The sequence below is a fragment of the Arthrobacter sp. V1I7 genome (genome assembly GCF_030817015.1).
Lineage (GTDB): Bacteria > Actinomycetota > Actinomycetes > Actinomycetales > Micrococcaceae > Arthrobacter.
Window position 1 is genome coordinate 3,222,072 of record NZ_JAUSYS010000001.1, and the last position, 19,484, is coordinate 3,241,555.

Annotated in this window: 12 protein-coding genes and 3 pseudogenes; 6 read left to right on the forward strand and 9 right to left on the reverse strand. The window is 68.1% G+C overall.

The window, feature by feature from the left end:
- Positions 1–9 precede the first annotated feature (9 nt).
- Complete coding sequence (locus QFZ69_RS14795) at positions 10–897, reverse strand: TatD family hydrolase (RefSeq protein ID WP_306919281.1); 888 nt, start codon at positions 895–897, stop codon at positions 10–12.
- A 219-nt stretch (positions 898–1,116) separates the two neighbouring features.
- Between QFZ69_RS14795 and QFZ69_RS14800 the strand changes: the two genes are divergently transcribed.
- From QFZ69_RS14800 to QFZ69_RS14810, 3 genes are read left to right on the forward strand one after another with little or no spacing between them, the layout of a single operon-like run.
- A complete protein-coding gene (locus QFZ69_RS14800) occupies positions 1,117–2,265 on the forward strand; it encodes a MoxR family ATPase (RefSeq protein WP_306919705.1) in 1,149 nt (382 codons plus the stop codon).
- A 12-nt stretch (positions 2,266–2,277) separates the two neighbouring features.
- Positions 2,278–3,717: a DUF58 domain-containing protein gene (locus QFZ69_RS14805; RefSeq protein WP_306919283.1), complete on the forward strand. Its 1,440-nt coding sequence runs from the start codon at positions 2,278–2,280 to the stop codon at positions 3,715–3,717.
- Entirely contained in the window at positions 3,714–6,248 is a 2,535-nt protein-coding gene (locus tag QFZ69_RS14810) for a DUF3488 and transglutaminase-like domain-containing protein (protein ID WP_306919285.1), read from the forward strand. The genes QFZ69_RS14805 and QFZ69_RS14810 overlap by 4 nt, the downstream gene beginning before the upstream one ends.
- On the opposite strand, the gene QFZ69_RS14815 is transcribed toward QFZ69_RS14810, so the two are convergent.
- Positions 6,245–7,744, reverse strand: coding sequence for an NAD-dependent succinate-semialdehyde dehydrogenase (locus tag QFZ69_RS14815; protein WP_306919287.1), 1,500 nt, complete (start codon positions 7,742–7,744; stop codon positions 6,245–6,247). The two genes, QFZ69_RS14810 and QFZ69_RS14815, sit on opposite strands and share 4 nt — an antisense overlap.
- Before the next feature lie 191 nt (positions 7,745–7,935).
- A complete protein-coding gene (gene rsmI / locus QFZ69_RS14820) occupies positions 7,936–8,895 on the reverse strand; it encodes a 16S rRNA (cytidine(1402)-2'-O)-methyltransferase (RefSeq protein WP_373461943.1) in 960 nt (319 codons plus the stop codon).
- A 66-nt stretch (positions 8,896–8,961) separates the two neighbouring features.
- On the opposite strand from rsmI, the gene QFZ69_RS14825 reads away from it, so the two are divergent.
- Together QFZ69_RS14825 and QFZ69_RS14830 are read left to right on the forward strand one after the other, a co-directional pair.
- Positions 8,962–10,674: a dolichyl-phosphate-mannose--protein mannosyltransferase gene (locus tag QFZ69_RS14825; protein ID WP_306919291.1), complete on the forward strand. Its 1,713-nt coding sequence runs from the start codon at positions 8,962–8,964 to the stop codon at positions 10,672–10,674.
- 819 nt (positions 10,675–11,493) lie between these two features.
- The gene (locus tag QFZ69_RS14830; RefSeq protein WP_306919293.1) at positions 11,494–12,645 is read left to right on the forward strand and encodes a hypothetical protein; all 1,152 of its coding nucleotides are present in this window, start codon (positions 11,494–11,496) and stop codon (positions 12,643–12,645) included.
- On the opposite strand, the pseudogene QFZ69_RS23365 reads toward QFZ69_RS14830, so the two are convergent.
- The 6 genes and pseudogenes from QFZ69_RS23365 to QFZ69_RS14860 all read right to left on the reverse strand — a co-directional run.
- Positions 12,618–13,099 (reverse strand): annotated as a pseudogene (locus QFZ69_RS23365) (DUF1461 domain-containing protein); the annotation flags it as partial. The gene QFZ69_RS14830 and the pseudogene QFZ69_RS23365 overlap by 28 nt on opposite strands.
- A 312-nt stretch (positions 13,100–13,411) precedes the next feature.
- Positions 13,412–14,773, reverse strand: a complete 1,362-nt coding sequence (locus tag QFZ69_RS14840) for a TIGR01906 family membrane protein (protein WP_306919295.1) — start codon at positions 14,771–14,773, stop codon at positions 13,412–13,414.
- 177 nt (positions 14,774–14,950) lie between these two features.
- A pseudogene (locus QFZ69_RS14845) lies at positions 14,951–16,241 on the reverse strand (Ig-like domain-containing protein).
- 195 nt (positions 16,242–16,436) lie between these two features.
- Complete coding sequence (gene ahcY, locus QFZ69_RS14850; RefSeq protein ID WP_306919299.1) at positions 16,437–17,915, reverse strand: adenosylhomocysteinase; 1,479 nt, start codon at positions 17,913–17,915, stop codon at positions 16,437–16,439.
- Between the two features lie 169 nt (positions 17,916–18,084).
- A complete protein-coding gene (locus QFZ69_RS14855) occupies positions 18,085–18,315 on the reverse strand; it encodes a Trm112 family protein (RefSeq protein WP_264356558.1) in 231 nt (76 codons plus the stop codon).
- Positions 18,316–18,397: 82 nt separating this feature from the next.
- Complete coding sequence (locus tag QFZ69_RS14860; protein ID WP_306919302.1) at positions 18,398–18,787, reverse strand: DUF3499 domain-containing protein; 390 nt, start codon at positions 18,785–18,787, stop codon at positions 18,398–18,400.
- Positions 18,788–18,898: 111 nt separating this feature from the next.
- Here QFZ69_RS14860 and QFZ69_RS14865 point away from each other — a divergent pair.
- Positions 18,899–19,436, forward strand: a pseudogene (locus QFZ69_RS14865) (metallopeptidase family protein).
- Positions 19,437–19,484: the final 48 nt, after the last annotated feature.

Consider the following 19,484-nt stretch of genomic DNA (forward strand, 5'->3'; position numbering starts at 1 on the left):
GGGGTCCTGTCAGTCCCAGGATCCGTACGCCCCCACCGTATTTTCGGTGATCTGGGCACACAACTCCGAGAGCTCGCTTCCAGTCAATTCCGCCATGGCCCGCACGGTGTACGGCACCATGTAACTGGCATTCGGTCGCCCGCGGTGCGGGTGCGGCGTCAGGAACGGCGCGTCGGTTTCGACGAGGACACGGGATGGTTCCGCGATCGCCAGGGCCTCGCGCAGGTCCACCGCGTTCTTAAATGTCACGGTGCCGGCGAAGGACATGTACCAGCCCTCGTCATTGCAGACCCGGGCAAGCGGTTCGCCGCCGGAAAAGCAGTGGAAGACCACCCGCTCGGGGGCGCCTTCCTCGCGCAGTACCTGCACCACGTCGTCGTGGGCGTCCCGGTCATGGATCTGCAGTGTCAGCCCGAGGCGCTTGGCGATGTCGATATGCCGGCGGAAGGAATAGCGCTGATGGGCCAGCCCGTCGCCCTCCGTGCGGAAGAAGTCGAGGCCGGTCTCCCCGATCGCGCGGATCCGGGGATGCGAGGCGAGCGCCTCGATCTCGGCCAGGGCCTCCTCCAACTCGCCCCGCGCGGCGTAGAGCGGGGCGTCATTGGGATGGAGCGCGACGGCGCCCAGCAGCCGTGCATCCAGCTCGACGGCCCGGACCGTGAACCGGGAGGACTCCAGGTCGCACCCCACCTGCACCGCACCCTGGACGCCGACCGCCTCGGCCGCGTCCAGGGCGTCCTGAACGCTGACCGTTAAATCGGCGTTGGGAAAGTCCAAATGGGTGTGGTTGTCCAGGACCGGGACCGGAAGGGGGTCCGGCGCGGGCGGGTATCCTTGCCGGTCAGCACCATCGCTGCCGGCGGCGCGGAAGGGGACCGGAGTCAGGGGATTGCGCATCAGTCCAGCTTAACCGGGACCCCCGGACCGGCCGAACCTCCGTTTAGCGGGCGGTGGGCTAAATCGCCCCGCGGCCGGTGTCTGGAGATTTACCCGGAACTCTCTGTCAGCCCCGGTGGTTCTGTTAGTACTCTGTTATGAATAAGGTGAACACCGATGACGAGCCCGGCAACCCGTGCCGATCCGTCCAGGCTGCGCACCAGGGCTGAAAGGCTGCCGATGGACTACCACCGCACCTCCATACACGAAGTGCTCCCTGAGGATCGGGGCTTCCAGGGCGGCTCCGCTGAGGAGGGGAACGGGGTTGCCCGGCGCCCGGCACGGTTGCCCGCGGCCCTGGATGCGGAACAGTTCCACGCTGCCAGCGAGCGCATCCTGAAGGCCATCAACACCGTGATCGACGGCAAGGCGGAAGCGGCGAAGCTCGCGTTGACCGTGCTCCTGGCGCAGGGGCACCTGCTGCTGGAGGACGTACCCGGAGTCGGCAAGACCCTGTTGGCCAAAACGCTGGCCCGCACCATCGACTGTTCGGTGAGCCGGATCCAGTTCACCCCGGACCTGCTGCCCTCCGATGTCACCGGCGTCTCCATCTACAACCAGGCGTCCCGGTCCTTCGAGTTCCGGCCGGGGGCTGTGTTCGCCAACATCGTCATCGGTGACGAAATCAACCGCGCCTCCGCCAAGACCCAGTCGGCGCTGCTGGAGTGCATGGAAGAGCACCAGGTCACGGTGGACGGCAAGTCCTACACCCTCGATGAGCCCTTTATGGTGGTGGCCACCCAGAATCCCATCGAGATGGAAGGGACCTACCCGCTTCCGGAGGCTCAGCGGGACCGTTTCATGGCGCGGATTTCCATGGGCTATCCGGACAAGGACGCCGAAATGGAGATGCTGGAGACCCACCAGGCGACGTCACCGTTGACCCGCGTGACGGCGGTGGTGACTGCTGCTGACGTGGCGGCCATGATTGCCACGGTGCAGCAGGTCTACGTCTCGCAATCGATCAAGGAATATACGGTGTCGCTCGGACGGGCCACCCGGGAAAGCAGCATGCTCCGGCTTGGCGCCAGTCCCCGGTCCATGCTCCAGCTGCTCCGGGCGGCAAAGGCGACGGCGGCCCTGGCGGGACGGGACTTTGTGCTGCCGGACGACGTCGTGAACGTTGCGGAAGCGGTCCTGGCGCACCGGATCATCCTGGACCGCAAGGCGGCCAGCACCGGGGAGACGCCGCAGAGCGTCATCCGGGCCGTGCTCGCAAAGATCCCGGTCACGCCCGAGGTCGGCGGGGCCCCGGTTTCCAGCAACGGCCGGAGCCCCGTTCCTGCCCGGGCGGCGGCACAGTCCCCCCTCCCGCCGCATCTCAGCTAGGGTGGTTCCGCCGTGGGGTTGATGGACCGCTTTCCCAGAAACATCTTCAGTACGCGCGGCTGGGGCCTGCTGGGCGCGGGCGCCACCTTCCTGCTCGCGGCCCAGGTGATGGGACGCCGCGACCTGCTGGCGCTGGCCATCTTCCTGGTTGTCCTGCCGCTGCTCGCGCTGGCCGGAACCCGGGTCCTCAAGCCAAGGTTCCAGGTCTACCGGGAGTTCCACCCCTCCACCGTCGAAACCGCTGCCACCACGACTGTCCTGCTGGCCGTGGCCCGGACCGGGGCCGGCTCCGGTCAGGCCCTGATGGAAGAAAAACTGCCGGCAAGATTCGGCGAATCGCCCGCGTTCCGCTTCCCGGCGCGTTCGGCGGCCGGAGGCACCAGCCGCTACGAGTACCATCTGCGGTCCGGGAAACGTGGCCAGTTCCGGATCGGACCGGTCACAGCCGAATTCAGCGACCCGTTCGGGCTGTCGCTGCACCGACACGCGATCGACGACGGCGACATCCTCACCGTGACACCGGCCGCCGTCGAACTGCCGGTAACGGGCCTGGCAGGAGCCCGCGGGCACGACGGCGTCACTGCCACCAGGATCCGCGGCAACCCGAGCGATGACGACGTGATGACCCGCGAATACCGCCACGGCGATCCGATGCGGCGCGTGCACTGGGCCGCCACGGCACGGCATGGTGAACTCATGGTCCGGCAGGAGGAATCCGTGACCACCCCGGAGGCCACCATCATCCTGGACCAGCGGCTTGCGTCCTTTCCCCGCCCCGCCCACTCCCACACCGATGTCTCCGGCGTAGCGGACGCGGACGGCCACGAAATCAGCACCAGTGAGGCCTTCGAATGGGCCGTGACGGCCACCATGTCGATCTGCGCCCACCTCTCCGAGCGCAATTACGCGCTGCGCCTCCTGGACACCGACGGCGAGCCCGCGTTCCTCCATTCCCCCTCGGCCCCCGAGCCCGAAGCCGAGGAATACATCGGGTCCGCCGGACTGCAATCCGTCGCCGAGAGCCTGGCCGCCATCCATCTCAGCGGGCCCCTGCACGCGCGCCGCGACACGAAAGCCGCTTCCCGGCGCGGCACTCCGGCCGGGGCGGACTCCGCGCCGCGGCCCTTCGACGACCGGCTCATGGACAAACTGGCCGCGCACCGGCTGCGGGGACCCGTCCTCGCCATCCTCGGCACTGTTACGCCGCGTGAAGCCCGGGACCTCGCCCCGGCGGCCGGCTTCGGGATAAATGCCTTTGCCCTCGTCATCACGGAGCAGGCGCAGGAGACCGGCGAAGTCCTCGAAACGTTGCGGCTCGGAGGCTGGCGGGCTACTGCGGTTTCCGCCTCGACGGCATATCCGGCCGCCTGGTCAGCCTTTGACCAGGACGACGCGGTCACTCCTCCTCCCCGTAGCGCCGACGCGCCGCCCGGTGTGGGGGTCAGGCCATGACACTCACCCCGCAACGCCACCCCAGGGCGGACGCCGGCTCGGCCAGGGCCGAACACGCAGCTGCCCTCCTTGCCCCCGCCGACGCCCCCCGGCGGCAACGCATGGGCGCCCACCCGTGGGTGATGGCCCTGGCAGTCGCCACTGCCGTCGCGGGGGCGGCCCTTGGATTCAACGGCGTCCTGCGGGGCTGGGCCTGGTACTCCCCCGTGGTGACGACCGTCTTCACAGTCTCCCTGACCATGGCAGGCCTCCGGGTACTGCGGTGGCGCACCGTATTCGTTGGTCTGGGCGGCCTGGCCTCGCTCGTTATGATTCTGACGTTCACCTTTTTCCGTCCGCACAGCATCATCGGTTTCATCCCCTCCGGGGCCACCATGACCCAGCTGGGCCGGTTCCTGCGCCGCGCCAGCGAAACAGTCCTCGCCGAGAGCGCCCCGGTGGCCCCCAACGCCGGGATCGTGCTGCTGATCTGCGCCGTCCTCGGGCTGCTGGTGATGCTCCTCGATGCCCTGGCGTTTCCGTTGGCACTGCCCGCTACCAGCGGGCTCTGCATCCTGGCAATCCTCGTTGTCCCGGCCATGGTCAAGCCTCAAAGCGTGGGCGTGCTCGGCTTCGCGGGCGCCGCCGTCGGTTACCTGCTGATCCTGGCCAGCAGCCAGTGGTTCGCACCGGACCCCCGGACCCGGGCAGACACGGCCCGCAATCCCGGGCAGCTCCGGCGGGCCTCACTCACCGGCGCACTGGCGCTGACCGTCACGCTCCTGCTGCAGCTCGTGATCCCCGGCTTTGACCAAGGCACCTTCCCCCAGGGTTCGCGGCTCAACCCGTTCGGCGCGGCCACCGGACTCAACCCGATGATCAGTTTGGGCAACAGCCTGCGGAGTCCGACCGGCGACGGCCGCATCACCTACGCCACCAACGCACCCACCATCCCGTATCTCCGCTCCGTGACCGTGGACAGCTTCAACGGCGACTCCTGGTCCCCGGACGACCGGGAGGATACCCGCCGGGTGGGCACCGGGCGGATGGATACGGGGCTGGAGTCAGCCGCGACCGAACTCCGGGTGGTCACGGCCGTCAACACGGGCCTGTTCACGAGCCCGTACCTTCCCGTGCCGTACGCGCCGGAGGCGGTTAACGGCCTGACCGGGCGCTGGAGCTGGGACCCCGCCACGCTCAGCATCAAGGGACTCGACACCAATTCAAGGGACCAGCGGTACGTCGTGCTTTCCGCGGCCCCCCAGCTGACGCCGGACCTGCTGGAGCAGGCCCCGGCCCCGGCCCAGGGAGTCCCGGAGCTGTTCCTCCTGTCGCCGGCCAACGTTCCCGAGATCGTGCGCACGACGGCCGACACGGTGACGGCCGGCAGCGGGACCGCGTACGCCAAGGCGGTAGCAATCCAGAAGTACCTGCGCTCCCCGGAGTTCACCTACTCCCTGCAGTCCCCGGTGCAGGGCGGCTACGACGGCAACGGGCTCTCCGTGCTGGGCGACTTCCTCAGCCAGAAAAGCGGCTACTGCATCCACTTCGCCTCGGCCATGGCTGTCATGGCCCGGCTGGAGGGGATCCCCAGCCGCATTGCCGTCGGCTACGCCCCGGGCCGCCCCACCGGCGGAACGGTGTCCATTGCGGGCCAGGGCGCGCTTCCGGAATTCGAGGTGGACGCCCGGGACGCCCATGCGTGGCCGGAACTCTACTTCCAGGGCGTGGGCTGGGTAGCGTTCGAACCGACTCCCTCCCGCGGGGTTGTCCCGTCCTACTCGAGGGAGAACGCTCCACCCAGCGGCGCCAGCACCAACGAAAACAACGAAGGCCTGCTCCCCACCGAAGAGGCAAACCCCACCCCGCTGCCGCAGGTAGCCCCGGGCCCGCTCCCCGGCGCGCAAGACCCGGCGGATGCCGGTACCCAGTGGCTGCCCGCACTCTACAGCGCCGGTGCCCTGCTGTTGCTGGGCATGCTGGTGGTGTCCCCGCGACTGGCGCGACGGGGCGTCCGTCGCCGGCGCCTGAAGGCTGGCGGCGGAGCAAGTGGCGGGATTGCCCTGCCGGCTTTCGCTGAACTGCGTGATCTCGCCACGGACTACGGAGTTGCACCCGGGACCGCTGAGACGCCGAGGCACTTCTCCGAGCGGCTGCGGGCCTCCGTCGCCTTGGGCGGGCCGGATGGTCCCGGCGCTGCCGCCCACACGGCGGTGGCTTCCCTCACCGACGATTTCGAGCGGCACCAGTACGGGCGCCCGGGCGGCGGGGCGGGCGACAACCGGCCGAGCGGCGCCGGGAACGCGGCTGCCGCCAGGATCGCCGCCGTCCGGGCCACGTTGCGGGCCAACGCGCGGCCGCTCGTCCGCGCCCGCGCGGCCTGGCTGCCGCCCTCGGTCATGGGCAGCTGGCGCCGGTCGGTATTGGCGCCTGTCAGTGCCCTGTCGCAGGTAGCAAAGCGCACCCGGCGCCGCGCTGCGGGTTCCTGGTTGAGGACCCGCAACGTGTTCCGCCGGGTGCGCCGGGCGCGCCGGGGCTGGCCTGCCCCCTAGCCTGCGTAGGGGTCGGCGATTCCGATGTACTGGGTGTAGAGGTATTCCTCGATGCCCTCCAGGCCGCCCTCGCGTCCGAGGCCGGACTGCTTGACCCCGCCGAACGGCGCCGCGGCGTTGGAAATCACGCCGGCATTCAGGCCCAGCATGCCGGTTTCCAGACGCTCGCCCATCCGGAGTCCGCGGTTCAGGTCGTTCGTGAAGACGTAGGCCACCAGCCCGTACTCGGTGTTGTTGGCCAGCCGCACCGCCTCGTCCTCGGAGGAGAACGTGATGATCGGCGCGACGGGTCCGAAGATCTCCTCGGACAGGATCCGGGTGCCCTCCGCGACGCCCTTCAGAATGGTCGGCTGGTAGAAGTATCCCGGTCCGTCCACCGGTCCGCCGCCGACGATCGCCACGGCACCGGAGGAGACAGCATCGCTGACCAGTTCGTGGACCTTGTCCCGGCTCTTCGCATCAATCAGCGGGCCGACCTTGGAGTCCGCTTCCGTTCCCCGGGCGGTGGTCATCTCGCCCATTTTCGCAGCGAACTTCCCGGCAAACTCATCGGCGACGGACTCGTGCACGATGAAGCGGTTCGCGGCGGTGCAGGCCTCACCCATGTTCCGCAGCTTGGCGAGCATCGCCCCGGCGACGGCGGCATCGACGTCGGCGTCCTCGAACACGACGAACGGGGCGTTTCCGCCGAGTTCCATCGAGGTCCGCAGGACCGTTTCGGAGGCGTCGGCCAGCAGCCGGCGCCCGACTTCGGTGGAACCGGTGAAGGAGAGCTTACGCAGCCGGGCATCCTTGATCAGTGGACCCGTGGTGGCGCCGGCGGTGGACGTGGGGATCACGTTCAGGACGCCGGCCGGCAGCCCGGCTTCCATCATCACGGCGGCAAACAGCTGCGAGGTCAGCGGGGTGAGGTTCGCGGATTTGAGCACCATGGTGCAGCCGGCGGCCACGGCCGGCGCGATCTTGCGGGTGGCCATCGCCAGCGGGAAGTTCCACGGGGTGATCAGCAGGCAGGGGCCTACCGGCTTCTTCGTCACCAGCAGCCGGGACTTCCCGTCCGGGGAGACGGAGTAGCGGCCAAAGGCGCGCACGGCCTCCTCGGAGAACCAGCGCAGGAACTCGGCACCGTAGGTGACTTCGCCCCGGGCCTCCGCCAGCGGCTTGCCCATCTCCAGGGTCATCAGCAGTGCGAAGTCCTCGGCACGCTCGGTCACCAGTTCGAAGGCGCGGCGCAGGATCTCACCGCGCTGCCGCGGCGGCACCTTTGCCCAGGACTCCTGGGCGGCGGCGGCTGCGTCCAGCGCGGCGGCCCCATCCTCGGGCCCCGCGTCGGCGATGCTCAGCAGCACCCCGCCGGTCGAAGGGTCCTCCACATCAAAGGTCTTTCCCGAGGCGGCCGGGCGCCACTGCCCGTCAATCAGCAGGCCCGTCGGTACGGAGGCCAGCAGCGCACTCTCGCGCTCAGCGGTAATAATGGGCTGGGCAGTTACGGTCACGATTGACTCCCTCGTCGGCAATTCGGGTGAACTTGGGTCGGCTTCAGCGCTGGGGGCCAGCGCTGGATTTACCATCACGGTACTGCCGCATTCTCCGCGATGTCTACGCATACCCGCACTACCGCAACCGGGATCCGCTGTGCAGCTGCACAGCCACGAGTCGATCGCCCGATGCCGGCCTACCGGCCGGGTCAGCGCGCTGCGAGCACCGCGGAGTAGAGCTCCCGCTTGCTGACCCGGGTGTCTTCGGCCACCGCCGCGACGGCCTCCTTGAGCCGGATCCCCTGGGCAATCAGCGCATTGACGGCGGCCACGTGGTCCTCCGGCTTGCCTGGCTCCCGTTCCGGGGCGCCTCCGACGACGACGGCAATTTCACCGCGCACCTCGTTGCTCTCGGCCCATTCCAGCAGTTCGCGCAGGCTGCCGCGGATGACTTCCTCATACGTCTTGGTCAGTTCCCGGCAGACGGCGGCACGGCGGTCCGCGCCGAAACGTTCGCGCAGGGCGCGGAGCATCGGCTCCAGCCGGTGCGGTGCTTCAAAGAACACCATGGTGCGCCGCTCGGCATCGAGGTCCGCCAGCCGTGAGGAGCGTTCACCGGCTTTCCGCGGCAGGAACCCCTCAAAGCAGAAACGGTCCGTCGGCAGCCCGGACAATGCCAGCGCCGTAAGTACGGCCGAGGGCCCGGGGACGGCGGTGACCGTGAGGCCGGCCGCAACGGCCCCTTCGACCAGGCGGAAACCCGGGTCCGAGACCGACGGCATGCCGGCATCGGTGACCATCACGAGGGTCTTCCCGGACCGGACCTGGTCCAGGAGCTCCCCGGTCTTGGCCGCCTCGTTGTGCTCGTGGTAGCTGATCACGCGGCCGCCCACGGTGACGCCCAGGCCCTGGACCAGCCGGTGCAGCCGCCGGGTGTCCTCCGCAGCGACGATGTCCGCCGTCGTCAGCAGTTCGATCAGCCGGGACGAGGCGTCACCGACGTTGCCGATCGGGGTCGCCGCCAGCACGATCCGGCCCGGGCCTGCCGGCGACGCAGCCGCCGGAACGCCGTCCGGAACTGTTTCCGGTTCGCGGGGCTGCCCGCTGGCCGCGCCTCCCTCGGCGGGCTGTTCTCCGGCGTCGCCGTCCTGATTCGGGGAGGTGTTCATGTCATGGTCCACACGACCAGCCTACTGCGGGCGCGAGGGCGGCCGGCGCCGGGCTGCAAAGGTAGCATGGGCAAGGTGACGCAGACCCCCACGCGGCCCGCCGAGGCCGGTTCAGCCGGACCGGCGCCCTCGACCGCCCCGACCGGACGCAATCTGGAGGGGCACCGCTGGATCAGCCGCCCCGCGGAGGCCTACACTCCCGAGGCCCTCAAGGATCGCCTGATCGGCGGTGTCCGGAGCTGGCGGGACTATCCGCCGTCACTGCGCCTGTGGTTCTGGCTGATCCCGGCCCTCACCGCCGCCCTCGGCGGGATCCTGCGCTTTGTCCGGCTGGACACGCCCCGCAATCTGGTCTTCGACGAAACCTACTACGTCAAGGACGGCTATTCCTTCCTGATCAGCGGCTACGAACGGGCGTGGCCGGAGAAGGCCAACGATTCCTTTATTGCCGGCAACCCCGGGGTTCTGCTCGACACGCCCGAGTACGTGGTCCACCCGCCGGTCGGCAAATGGATGATCGCTGCGGGAATGTGGCTCTTCGGCCCGGACAACCCCTTCGGCTGGCGGTTCGGAGCGGCCTTGGCCGGCACGCTGTCGATCTTCCTGCTGGCCCTGATCGCGCAGAAACTGTTTGGCTCACTGACCCTCGGGGCTGTCGCCGGCGTGCTGCTGGCAATCGACGGGCACCATCTGGTGATGTCCCGCACCTCGCTGCTGGATATCTTCCTGATGTTCTGGGTCCTGGCCGCGTTTGGCGCCCTGCTGCTGGACCGCCACGACGGCCGGCGCCGGCTCGCGGAACGGCTCGGCCGGCGGGCCGCCGCATCCCCCGGCGGCAGGCCATCAGCCCTCCAGCTCGCCTCCGGTCCGTGGCTGGGCATCCGCTGGTGGCGCATTGCGGCCGGAGTGTGCCTGGGACTCGCGGTCGGAACCAAATGGTCCGCCCTGTTCTTCGTTGCCGGGTTCGGACTGATGACCGTTTTCTGGGACCTGAGCGCCCGGCGGATCGCCGGAATCCACGGCTGGATCAGCGGCGGCATCCTCAAGGACGGCATTCCGGCGTTCCTGAGCATTGTCCCGGTCGCTGCCCTCACCTACGCCGCGAGCTGGACCGGCTGGTTCCGGTCCAAGGACGCCTATTTCCGGCACTGGGCGGACACCAACGCGTCGGCGGAATGGGGCTGGCTGCCCAACGCGGTGAGGTCCCTCGCCCACTATCACCTGGAGGCGTACAAGTTCCATCAGGGGCTCAGCGCGGACCATCCCTACGAGGCGAGCGCGTGGACCTGGCTGGTGCTCGGCCGGCCCACCTCGTTCTTCTACGAATCCCCCTCACCGGACAGCCCCGGCTGCGGGACGGGCAACTGCGCCACAGCCATCCTCTCGGTGGGTAATCCGCTGATCTGGTGGAGCGCGGCGATCTGCCTGGGCGTCCTGCTCTTCTGGTGGGCCGGCCGGCGGGACTGGCGCGCGGGGGCCGTCCTCGCGGGAATCGCAGCAGGCTACCTGCCCTGGTTTCTGTATCCGGACCGGACCATGTTCTACTTCTACGCCGTGTCCTTCGAGCCGTTCCTGATCCTCGCCCTCGTGTATTGCCTCGGCCTCGTGCTGGGCAAGCGGACGGACCCCCTCTGGCGCCGTCGCTCCGGCTTGTACGTCGTGACGCTCTTCGTTGTCACCGCCGTCGTGGTGTCCGCGTTCTTCTACCCTGTCTGGGCTGCCGAGACCATTCCCTACCAGGACTGGCGGTTCCGGATGTGGATGCCGTCCTGGATCTAGGGCAGGACTGCAGGGTAAGCCCGCCGCCGCCAGGCAGGACCGAAGCCCCCGGGTGCCATCACACCCGCCGCGGGGCAAAGCCGAAATCAAGCGGCCATCAGCGCCTTACGCCCCGACGCCCGGCGTGCTCGTGGCGGGGGTCTGCGGTGCAGGAAGGACCATCCACAACGAGCCAAGGTGCCGCGTTTTCATTCACAGCAGCGATGCCTTCTCGGCGTCCTGGACGAGCGAGGAATATTAGGCCCGTCGATGGCCCATCAGATGCTCAAGCCCATATAATTAATCTGGTAGTATATCCCATTCCTTGAGGCTAGTTTCATTGTACGCGGGGTTTAGCCCGCGTGACGCGATCCATATGGGTTGCATACCGATCTGTATCTCGTAACTTTCTGAGGTGTTCCTCAGTGATGTCGTCGCCACCCGCCTCTTAGCCGCAGTCCGCTTCCATCTCAACGGACCGCGAGCTCCAAGGATGCTAATTAACGGGCAGTTCTGTTCCGGGCTCTTCCATGCAAGGTGACGCCCCGGCATCTAGGAGATCCGGGCTCCGAAAGTCCGTCAGGGAGGACCTGATCGGATGAATCACCACGTCAACAATTCCGTCACGATAGCCGGCGTTGCGGGCCGTTGATGACTTGAGGACCTGGCCATCAGCCGCTCCCGCTACGGCCACGTCAGACCCCGTAAGCGTCATGACAAGGGGTAATTGCGGACGCCATCCCTGCACGCGGGAGGTTGCTAGCCGTCACCTCACCCGGAGCAGATTCTTTGATCCACACTCGTTGCGTGCATTATCTTGAACTATCTATGGAGGTTCCGATGTCTGAGACACGAACCAACTCTTCAACCCCACCAGGTGCTTCTGACGGCGACTTGCGGCAAGCAATCAGCCGACGCCAAACCCTGAAGGCTGGCGCTGGCATCCTCGCTGTGGCTGCCCTGCCGATTTTCAAGCAACAGGTGCCCTTGGCGGACCGTGCGGCTTCCGTTCCCCTCACGGCCCCGGTGCGATCCGGACGCCTGGAGGCTTTCGGCCGCGGCAGCGACAAAGCCCTCCACCACAACTGGCAGCTGCCTCCGGGTAACGTCTGGAGCGGCTGGTCATCATTAGGCGGCGGCGTCGACCAACCGGCTATCGGACGCAACGGCGATGGGCGCCTCGAGGCCTTCGTTGTTGGAAACGACCACGCGCTCTGGCATAACTGGCAGCTAAGCCGGGACGGGGCGTGGAGCGGCTGGGCTTCCCTTGGCGGCTGGGTTAACCAACCCACCATCGGGGAGAACCAGGACGGGCGCCTGGAAGCCTTCGTCGTCGGCAGCGACCACGCGCTCCACCACAACGTGCAAAGCGGTCGCGTATGGAGCGGCTGGGCTTCCCTTGGCGGCTGGGTCGCCGAACCCACCATTGGGCACAACGCGGACGGCCGCCTTGAAGTCTTCGTTGTCGGCAGCGACAAAGCGCTCCACCACAACTGGCAGGCGAGCCCGGGTGGGGCATGGAGTGGCTGGGCTTCCCTTGGCGGCTCGGTTAGCCAACCCACTGTCGGGCAAAACGGGGACGGACGCCTGGAAGTCTTCGTCGTTGGCAACGACCGCGCGCTCTGGCACATCTGGCGAGACGGTGCCGGCTGGAGCGGCTGGAATTCCTTGGGCGGCTGGGTCGACCAACCCAAAGTCCACCGCAACGCAGACGATCGGCTTGAAGTCTTTGTTGTCGGCAGCGACAAAGCGCTCTGGCACAACTGGCAGGTAGCCCCGAGCGGGGCATGGAGCGGCTGGGCGTCCCTGGGTGGCCAGTGCGACAAACCTGCGGTCGCCCGGAACCCGGATGGACGACTCGAAGCCCTCGTCATCGGAAGCGATCACGCCCTCTGGCACAGATGGCAGCTAACCCCCGCAGGTGCTGCCTGGAGCGACTGGACCTCGCTCGGCGGCTGGATCGATCAACTGGCCGTGGACGTCAACGCGTAGCCCGGCGTACCTACGGCGCATCCGCAACGCCACGGTAGCTGATGCGGTTGTTGACTGAGGTGCTGGGGTTCTCGGAGGAAGCTGGACTGGACGGTGCCGTCCGGCCATCCGCTGGCGCAGCGTCCGCCAAGGCCCGGAGGCTCCGTATGCATAGCTGGCAGCAGCTGCCTCCGTGTCCGGGTCGGTGGACCGGTCGGCATCTTCGCCCGGAGCCGTGGGTCCTCGTGCCCCGCGACGTCGCCGGCGTCCACCCAGAACTGGCCCGGGAACAATCGGATCAGGTGTCCTGCAAGGAGAAGGTCCACGTTCCGTTGGCGAAGAAGACCCGGTGGAACTCGGTGAAGAACTGCTCCCAGCCGAGTACGGCTAGCACTCCCACACCGGTGATGATGACGAGGTTGACGATGGAGCCGGCGAAGAGTCCGCGGCGGACCCCCCGCCGCCCGGCATTCCGGCGGTCGTGCCGCCGGGACTGGCGCGCCGGGGCCATCCTCGCGGGAATCGAGGCAGGCTACCTGCCCTGGTTTCTGTATCCGGACCGCACCTGGGCCAAATCCCGGCGCTGGCCAAAGGCCCCCGGTGCCCGGCGCGTCTTCGCCGCAAGCGAGGCGCCTCGCCCGGGACGTCCTGGCACCTGACGCCGTCCCTCAAACTCAAGACGCCGTCGTACGGGAATTCCAGATAGATATCGCCCGGCTCTACGGCAGAAGCCGCCATACCGTCTTTGACCCGGCGATGGGTTATCGCTCCGCGGCCGGTGCTTGAATCAGACAGTGCTGGAGTGGCCCCGGGAAGGCTTGCCGTCCGCTTCTGCCTGATCCGTGCCCGCGTCTGCCCCGGTACCGGAATCGGTGGCTGCAGGGCCGCCAGGTCCTTCCGCGGCACCCTCGGCTGCTCTCGTCTTCCGGGCTTTGGCGCGCTTGAAGCGCGACCGTATTCCGGCAGGCTCTTCGGCCGCGTCCCCCGTTGCCGGGCCGTCCGCTGCCGCATCCTCCGCGGGAGTGCCGTCCGTTGACTGGAGGTTCCCAGCTGTGCCACCCGCTGCCGGGCCTCTCTTGGGCAGTCCGCGGCGCTTCCGCGTGGGCCAGGTGAGGATCAGCGTGGCCAGGGAGACGAGCAGCACCATGGCCCCGATGACGATGCCGGCATCCACCCAGAACTGGCCGGGGAACAAGCGGATCAGCGTGTCCTGCAGGGAGAAGGTCCAGGTGCCGCTGGCAAAGAACAGGCGGTGGAACTCGGTAAAGAACTGCTCCCAGCCGAGGACGGCGAGCACGGCCAGGCCGATGATGAGAACGAGAGTGACCATGGAGCCGGCGAAGAGGCCACGGCGGACTCCCCCGGTGCTGCGGCGCCGCAGGTAGGTGATGGCGATGAGGCTGAGCAGGATCAGCAGGACGCCGGCGCCGAAGGCGGACAGGATGACCAGCTTGACGTCGGCCATGTGGCTGACTTCGCCTTCCTTGAAAAGCTGGTCGCCGCTGCGGTCGACGAGCTCCCCAAGGTAACGCGGGCCGGACCAGTTGCTGAGGTAGTCCACGGCGTAGGAGCCGTAGGTCATCCGGTCGTCCGTGCTGAAGCCGTAGCCGTCGCCCGGGAAGCCGGGCCGGTTGTACTCGACCCACAGGAACAAGGGGCTGGTGACGGCCCGGACGGCGATCACCAGCAGGATGATCGGGAAGCAGATGGCCAGCAGGACCTGCATCACCCGCGGGAGGACGGGCTTGGTGTTCGCGGCGTGCTCGCGTTCGGCATTCCGGCGTTCAACCTCTTCCTGGGGTGGGCGGATCTGCAGGGCGGAAGTGTGCGGCGGCTCCTCCCGTGGTCCGGGCGAGGCGGCCGCGGCTTCCGCGGCCTTGCGGTCGGCCCGGCGGCCCGGCACTGCGCTCGCCCCGGCAGCCGCGCCGATTTCCGGCACCGGGCCCGCTGCCGGCTCCGGGCCGGTTGCCGGCTCCGCGTCGGATCCCGCTCCGGCGGATCCCGCTCCGGCGGGTCCTGCGTCGTTGTCCGGTTCCTCCCTGCCCGCGGAGGCCGGCTTCATCCAGTCGAAGGCGGGCTCGTCGCTGTCATCGGCGGGATCCAGGTGCGGATCCTGTCGATTCGGAGGGGTGGGACCTGTGTCAGTCACTGCAGCTTCGCTTCCGTAGGCTTTCGTGCCGCCCGGCCTGCGCCTGGCAACGCAATATCTCTGATTCCGAGACTACCGCCAGACCCTCCCGGCGGGCGAGGTGCCACCCCGGGAGGCCGCCGGGATTACGGCGGCTATTTTCGCCGGACCGAAGGTTGCCGCTGGGCGGACCGGCCGTCAGCGTTTCGCGTACTGTGCCCAAGGGATGTTCCAGTCGCCGAAGCCCTCCAGCGGCTCCACCGGCGGGGCGCCGGTGTTGAGCGTCTGGACCACGTCACCGCTCGTCATATTGTTGAAGAACCACGCCGCGTCCGCCGGGAGCAGGCCGACGCAGCCGTGCGAGACGTTGGACCGGCCGACTGCACGCCAGGCAGACTCGAGGGCCTGGTGGACGTACACACCCGAGCTTGTCAGCCGGTTGGCGTATTCCACGGTCAGCGGCGGGTAGTAACCCTTGTCTCCCGGTTTCAGGCCGATGCTTCCGGCGTTGAACTTGGAGCGCCGTTCCTGCTCCATGATGACGGCATAGCCGGTAGGTGAGAGCCAGTCGGCATCCCCCAGTGTCACCGGCGCGGTCCGGACCAACTGCCCGTCGAAGTACACCTTCATCGTCTTGGTGACGTCATCCACCACGGCGAGAGCGCTGCGGCCCCACCTTGAAGGACACCAGGACGTCGGAGTTGCCGATCATCTTGTTACCGAAATCCACGCCGAAGAGCTTCAGGTCGACCGTGACCTGGGTGTTGGCGGCCCAGAACGCCTCGGGACGGATCCGGACCCGCCGGTCCGAATACCAGCGCCACGCGACGGCCTGGCCCGAAGAAGCGGTGACGGTGACCGCCTTCTCCATCGCTTCCTTGTTCAGGACCGGCTCACTGAAGACAATCTCGATGGGCTGTCCCGCACCGACGGTCGTGCCGTTGAGGGGGTTCACGGCGGCATCGGCCTCGTTGGCCTTGGCCACCGTGCTGAAGCTCTGGGATTTCTTCGTCTCCCGGCCCGCTTCGTCGACAATCGTGAAGGAATACTGGTATCGGGTGTCGAATTCCAGCGGATCCTCCGCGGTCCAGGTGGAGCCGTCGGGGCTGGTCGTGCCCGGGACCCGGCCGCCGCCGCTGGCGGGTTCCAGCACGACGTCCTTCACGAGTCCGTTGACGGCTTTGACGGAGGGTGTCGCGGCAGGGTTGACGCCCTTGGCACCATCGGTCGGGGTCACGCCGAGCTCAACGGGCTTAACCACGGGGGCGGCGAGGCCGGGCACGTTCCGCAAGGGCGATGAGGATTCCGAGGGCATGCCGGCATGGGCCCACTGCGGTGCGGTGGCCACCCCGATGCCGCCGGCGCCGACGGCAGCGCAGATCGCGGCGACGACAAGGATCTTGCCGGTACTGCGCTTACGGCGCCCGGACTCCGGGCGGAGGTCCCCACTGTCTTCGGTTCTGACCACGTCCTGTGTCCCCCACTGCATTTTTTCCTGGACCATTCGGGCTGGCCCTATTCCGTCCGGACCGCCTCGACCAGGCCCCGGTCACGGCTCACTGTGTCTTTCTGCCAGCATAGGCGAATTTCCTGACAGTTCCGCCGCGGTTTCCGCTACGAACAGGTCACAACCGGGCTCCGGACCTCGGTCCGGAGCCCGGTTGGAACGGGAAGCGCGCAGTTCCTAGTAGCGGTAGTGCGCCGGCTTGTACGGACCGGCCACATCAAGGTCCAAATACTCGGCCTGCTCCTTGGACAGCTCGGTCAGTTCGACGCCGAGGGCGTCCAGGTGCAGCCGGGCGACCTTCTCGTCGAGGATCTTCGGCAGCACGTAGACCTGCTTCTCGTACTCGCGCCCGCCCTCGGGCTGGTCCCGCTTGGTGAACAGTTCAATCTGCGCGATCGTCTGGTTGGCGAAGGAGTTGCTCATCACGAACGACGGGTGCCCGGTGGCGTTGCCGAGGTTCAACAACCGGCCCTCGGAGAGGACGATGATGGACCGCTCTTCCGCGGTGCCTTCGTCGAAGACCCACTCGTGCACCTGCGGCTTGATCTCGACCCTCCTGATGCCGGGGGTCCGGGCGAGTCCGGCCATGTCGATCTCGTTGTCGAAATGGCCGATGTTGCCCACGATGGCCTTGTCGCGCATGCCGGCCATGTGCTCGGCCATGATGACGTCCTTGTTGCCGGTGGTGGTGATGAAAATGTGGCCCTCGCTGAGCACGGATTCCAGCTTCGCGACCTGATACCCGTCCATGGCGGCCTGGAGCGCGCAGATGGGGTCGATCTCGGTCACGATCACGCGGGATCCCTGGCCGCGGAAGGCCTCCGCAGCGCCCTTGCCGACGTCGCCGTAACCGCAGACGACGGCGACCTTGCCGCCCATGAGGACATCGGTGGCGCGGTTGATGCCGTCGGGCAGCGAGTGCCGGATGCCGTACTTGTTGTCGAACTTGCTCTTGGTGACGGAGTCGTTGACATTGATCGCCGGGAACAGCAGCTTTCCCTGCTCGGCCAGCTGGTACAGGCGGTGCACGCCGGTGGTGGTTTCCTCGGTAACGCCGAGCAGGCGGGAGCCGATGCGGGTCCACTTCAGCGGGTCCTCGTGCAGCGAGCCGCGCAGCACGTCCAGGAAGATGCGGCCTTCTTCGGATTCGTCGGCACCGGCGTCCGGCACGGCGCCGAGCGCTTCGAACTCGACGCCCTTGTGCACCAGCATGGTGGCGTCGCCGCCGTCGTCCAGGATCATGTTCGCGCCGAGGTCCGGGTCGCTGTCCGCACCCGGCCAGGTGAGGATCTGCTGGGCGGTCCACCAGTATTCCTCGAGGGTTTCGCCCTTCCAGGCGAAGACCGGGACGCCCTGCGGGTCCTCTACGGTTCCGTTGCCGACCACGACGGCGGCCGCTGCTTCATCCTGGGTGGAGAAGATGTTGCAGGAAGCCCAGCGGACCTCGGCGCCAAGGGCGGTGAGGGTCTCGATCAGCACCGCGGTCTGCACGGTCATGTGCAGGGAGCCGGCGATCCGGGCGCCCTTCAGCGGCTGGCTGGCGCCGAATTCCGCCCGCAGGGACATCAGGCCGGGCATTTCGTGCTCGGCGAGGCGGATCTGGTGGCGGCCCGCCTCGGCCAGGGAGATGTCCGCGATCTTGTAGTCGAAAGTCATGTGAATCCTTTGTGTTGCCGGCTGGTCGCCGGTGGCCGGGTGGCTGTGGCCTTGCGTGTCGGTGACTGGAAGTAGTTCGGCCGCCTGTTTCCGGGATTGGCGCGGAGGGACAGGTCCGGGCGGGGCCGCCGCCGCAAGGGCATTTCCGCTGCCTTATCCCGTCCTTGGCCTAACCGGCGGCGCGGGGCCCGGCGTCGTGCTGGTCGGAGGGCGCCGCGGTGGCCGCCGGGAGCAGCTCCGGCGGCAGCAGCAGCGGAATGCCGTCTTCGATGCGGTAGCGCGGCTTCGCGCCGGAATCGTCTGCCGCCGTCGCGACGAGCTCCTCGCCTTCCTGGACCAGGGCGGATCCAGTGACGGGGCAGCGCAGGACGGACAAGAGCTCAGGACTGAGATTCGGCATGATGAACGCTCCCTGGTGGGCGCCGCAGCTGGCGCCGGTGGCTTACGGATTTTGCAGTTCCCAGCCTACCGCCAGTTGCAGCTCACGATGGTTCACGCAGAATGCGCAGGTGCCCCCTGCGGGTGCCTTCCGCCGCAGACGGCGCCTCCAAGGCGGGGTGCGCGTTCCGCTGGCCCGGGATCGTGTCCGACGCACGGGGCCGCGACGCCGCCTCACGGACTGCGTTCGCCAGCGCCAGCAGGTCGTCGGGACCGGGCCCCGCCGGTGTCGCCGGCATTGCCAGCCGCAGGACTTCCCAGCCGCGCGGGACGGTCAGGGACCCGGCGTGCTGTTCGCACAGGTCATAGCAATGCGGCTCGGCGTAGGTGGCCAGCGGCCCCAGCACGGCGGTGGAGTCGGCATAGACGTACGTCAAAGTGGCCACCGCCGAAATGCGGCAGGCTGACCTTGAACAAAGACGAATTGCACCCACGACATCACAGACTACTCCCCTTCCGCGCCGGATTCCCGCACCCGCGGACCTCCCGCGGCGGGTCGCGGGGGCCATATCGCGTAAATCATCCGCCGGGTTTAGAGTCAACATATGCAGTCATCGCACCAAGATCCGGGTTTTACGGTCCGCTTGGCTGACCCCGCCGCCGCAGCCGGCGACGCCGTTTCCGCGCCGGCCGGTTCCGGCCACAACGCCGCACCGCGAGGCTTCCGGCAGCGCCGCAGGAACAGGCACGGGCGCGGCCTCCGGGGCGAACTCATGCTGCCCACCCTGCCGGGATACCGGACCCGCTCCGACCGTTTTGACGATTTCGTCCTCGACTCGGCCCAGCGGCTCCATGACATCTGGGGCAAACCGCTGGACGGCGTCCGCTTTGCCGTTGACGAGATCCCACCGGGGCTGGAACAGCTCCTTGCGGATGGAGGCCCCGCCCCAATGGGCGCCTACACCCCGGCAACGGACGAGGAAGGTCCGGTCATTACGCTGTTCCGGCTCGTCGTCGAACAGGCCTGCGGCAGCCGGGAGGAGCTCCAGGACCTCGTGCACGACGTCGTCGTGGAGCGCACCGCCGAGATGCTTGGCGTGCCGCCGGAATCCCTGGACCCGGGTGTACCGCCGCCGGTACTGACGCGGCAGGTCCGGCGCACCGGGACCGCAACCAGTCCCTCCGCCGACT

Coding starts and splice junctions, on each gene's coding strand:
- QFZ69_RS14795 (WP_306919281.1), bottom strand. CDS start 897: ATGCGCAATCCCCTGACTCCGGTCCCCTTCCGCGCCGCCGGCAGCGAT.
- QFZ69_RS14800 (WP_306919705.1), top strand. CDS start 1,117: ATGGACTACCACCGCACCTCCATACACGAAGTGCTCCCTGAGGATCGG.
- QFZ69_RS14810 (WP_306919285.1), top strand. CDS start 3,714: ATGACACTCACCCCGCAACGCCACCCCAGGGCGGACGCCGGCTCGGCC.
- rsmI (WP_373461943.1), bottom strand. CDS start 8,895: ATGAACACCTCCCCGAATCAGGACGGCGACGCCGGAGAACAGCCCGCC.
- QFZ69_RS14825 (WP_306919291.1), top strand. CDS start 8,962: ATGGGCAAGGTGACGCAGACCCCCACGCGGCCCGCCGAGGCCGGTTCA.
- QFZ69_RS14830 (WP_306919293.1), top strand. CDS start 11,494: ATGTCTGAGACACGAACCAACTCTTCAACCCCACCAGGTGCTTCTGAC.
- ahcY (WP_306919299.1), bottom strand. CDS start 17,915: ATGACTTTCGACTACAAGATCGCGGACATCTCCCTGGCCGAGGCGGGC.
- QFZ69_RS14855 (WP_264356558.1), bottom strand. CDS start 18,315: ATGCCGAATCTCAGTCCTGAGCTCTTGTCCGTCCTGCGCTGCCCCGTC.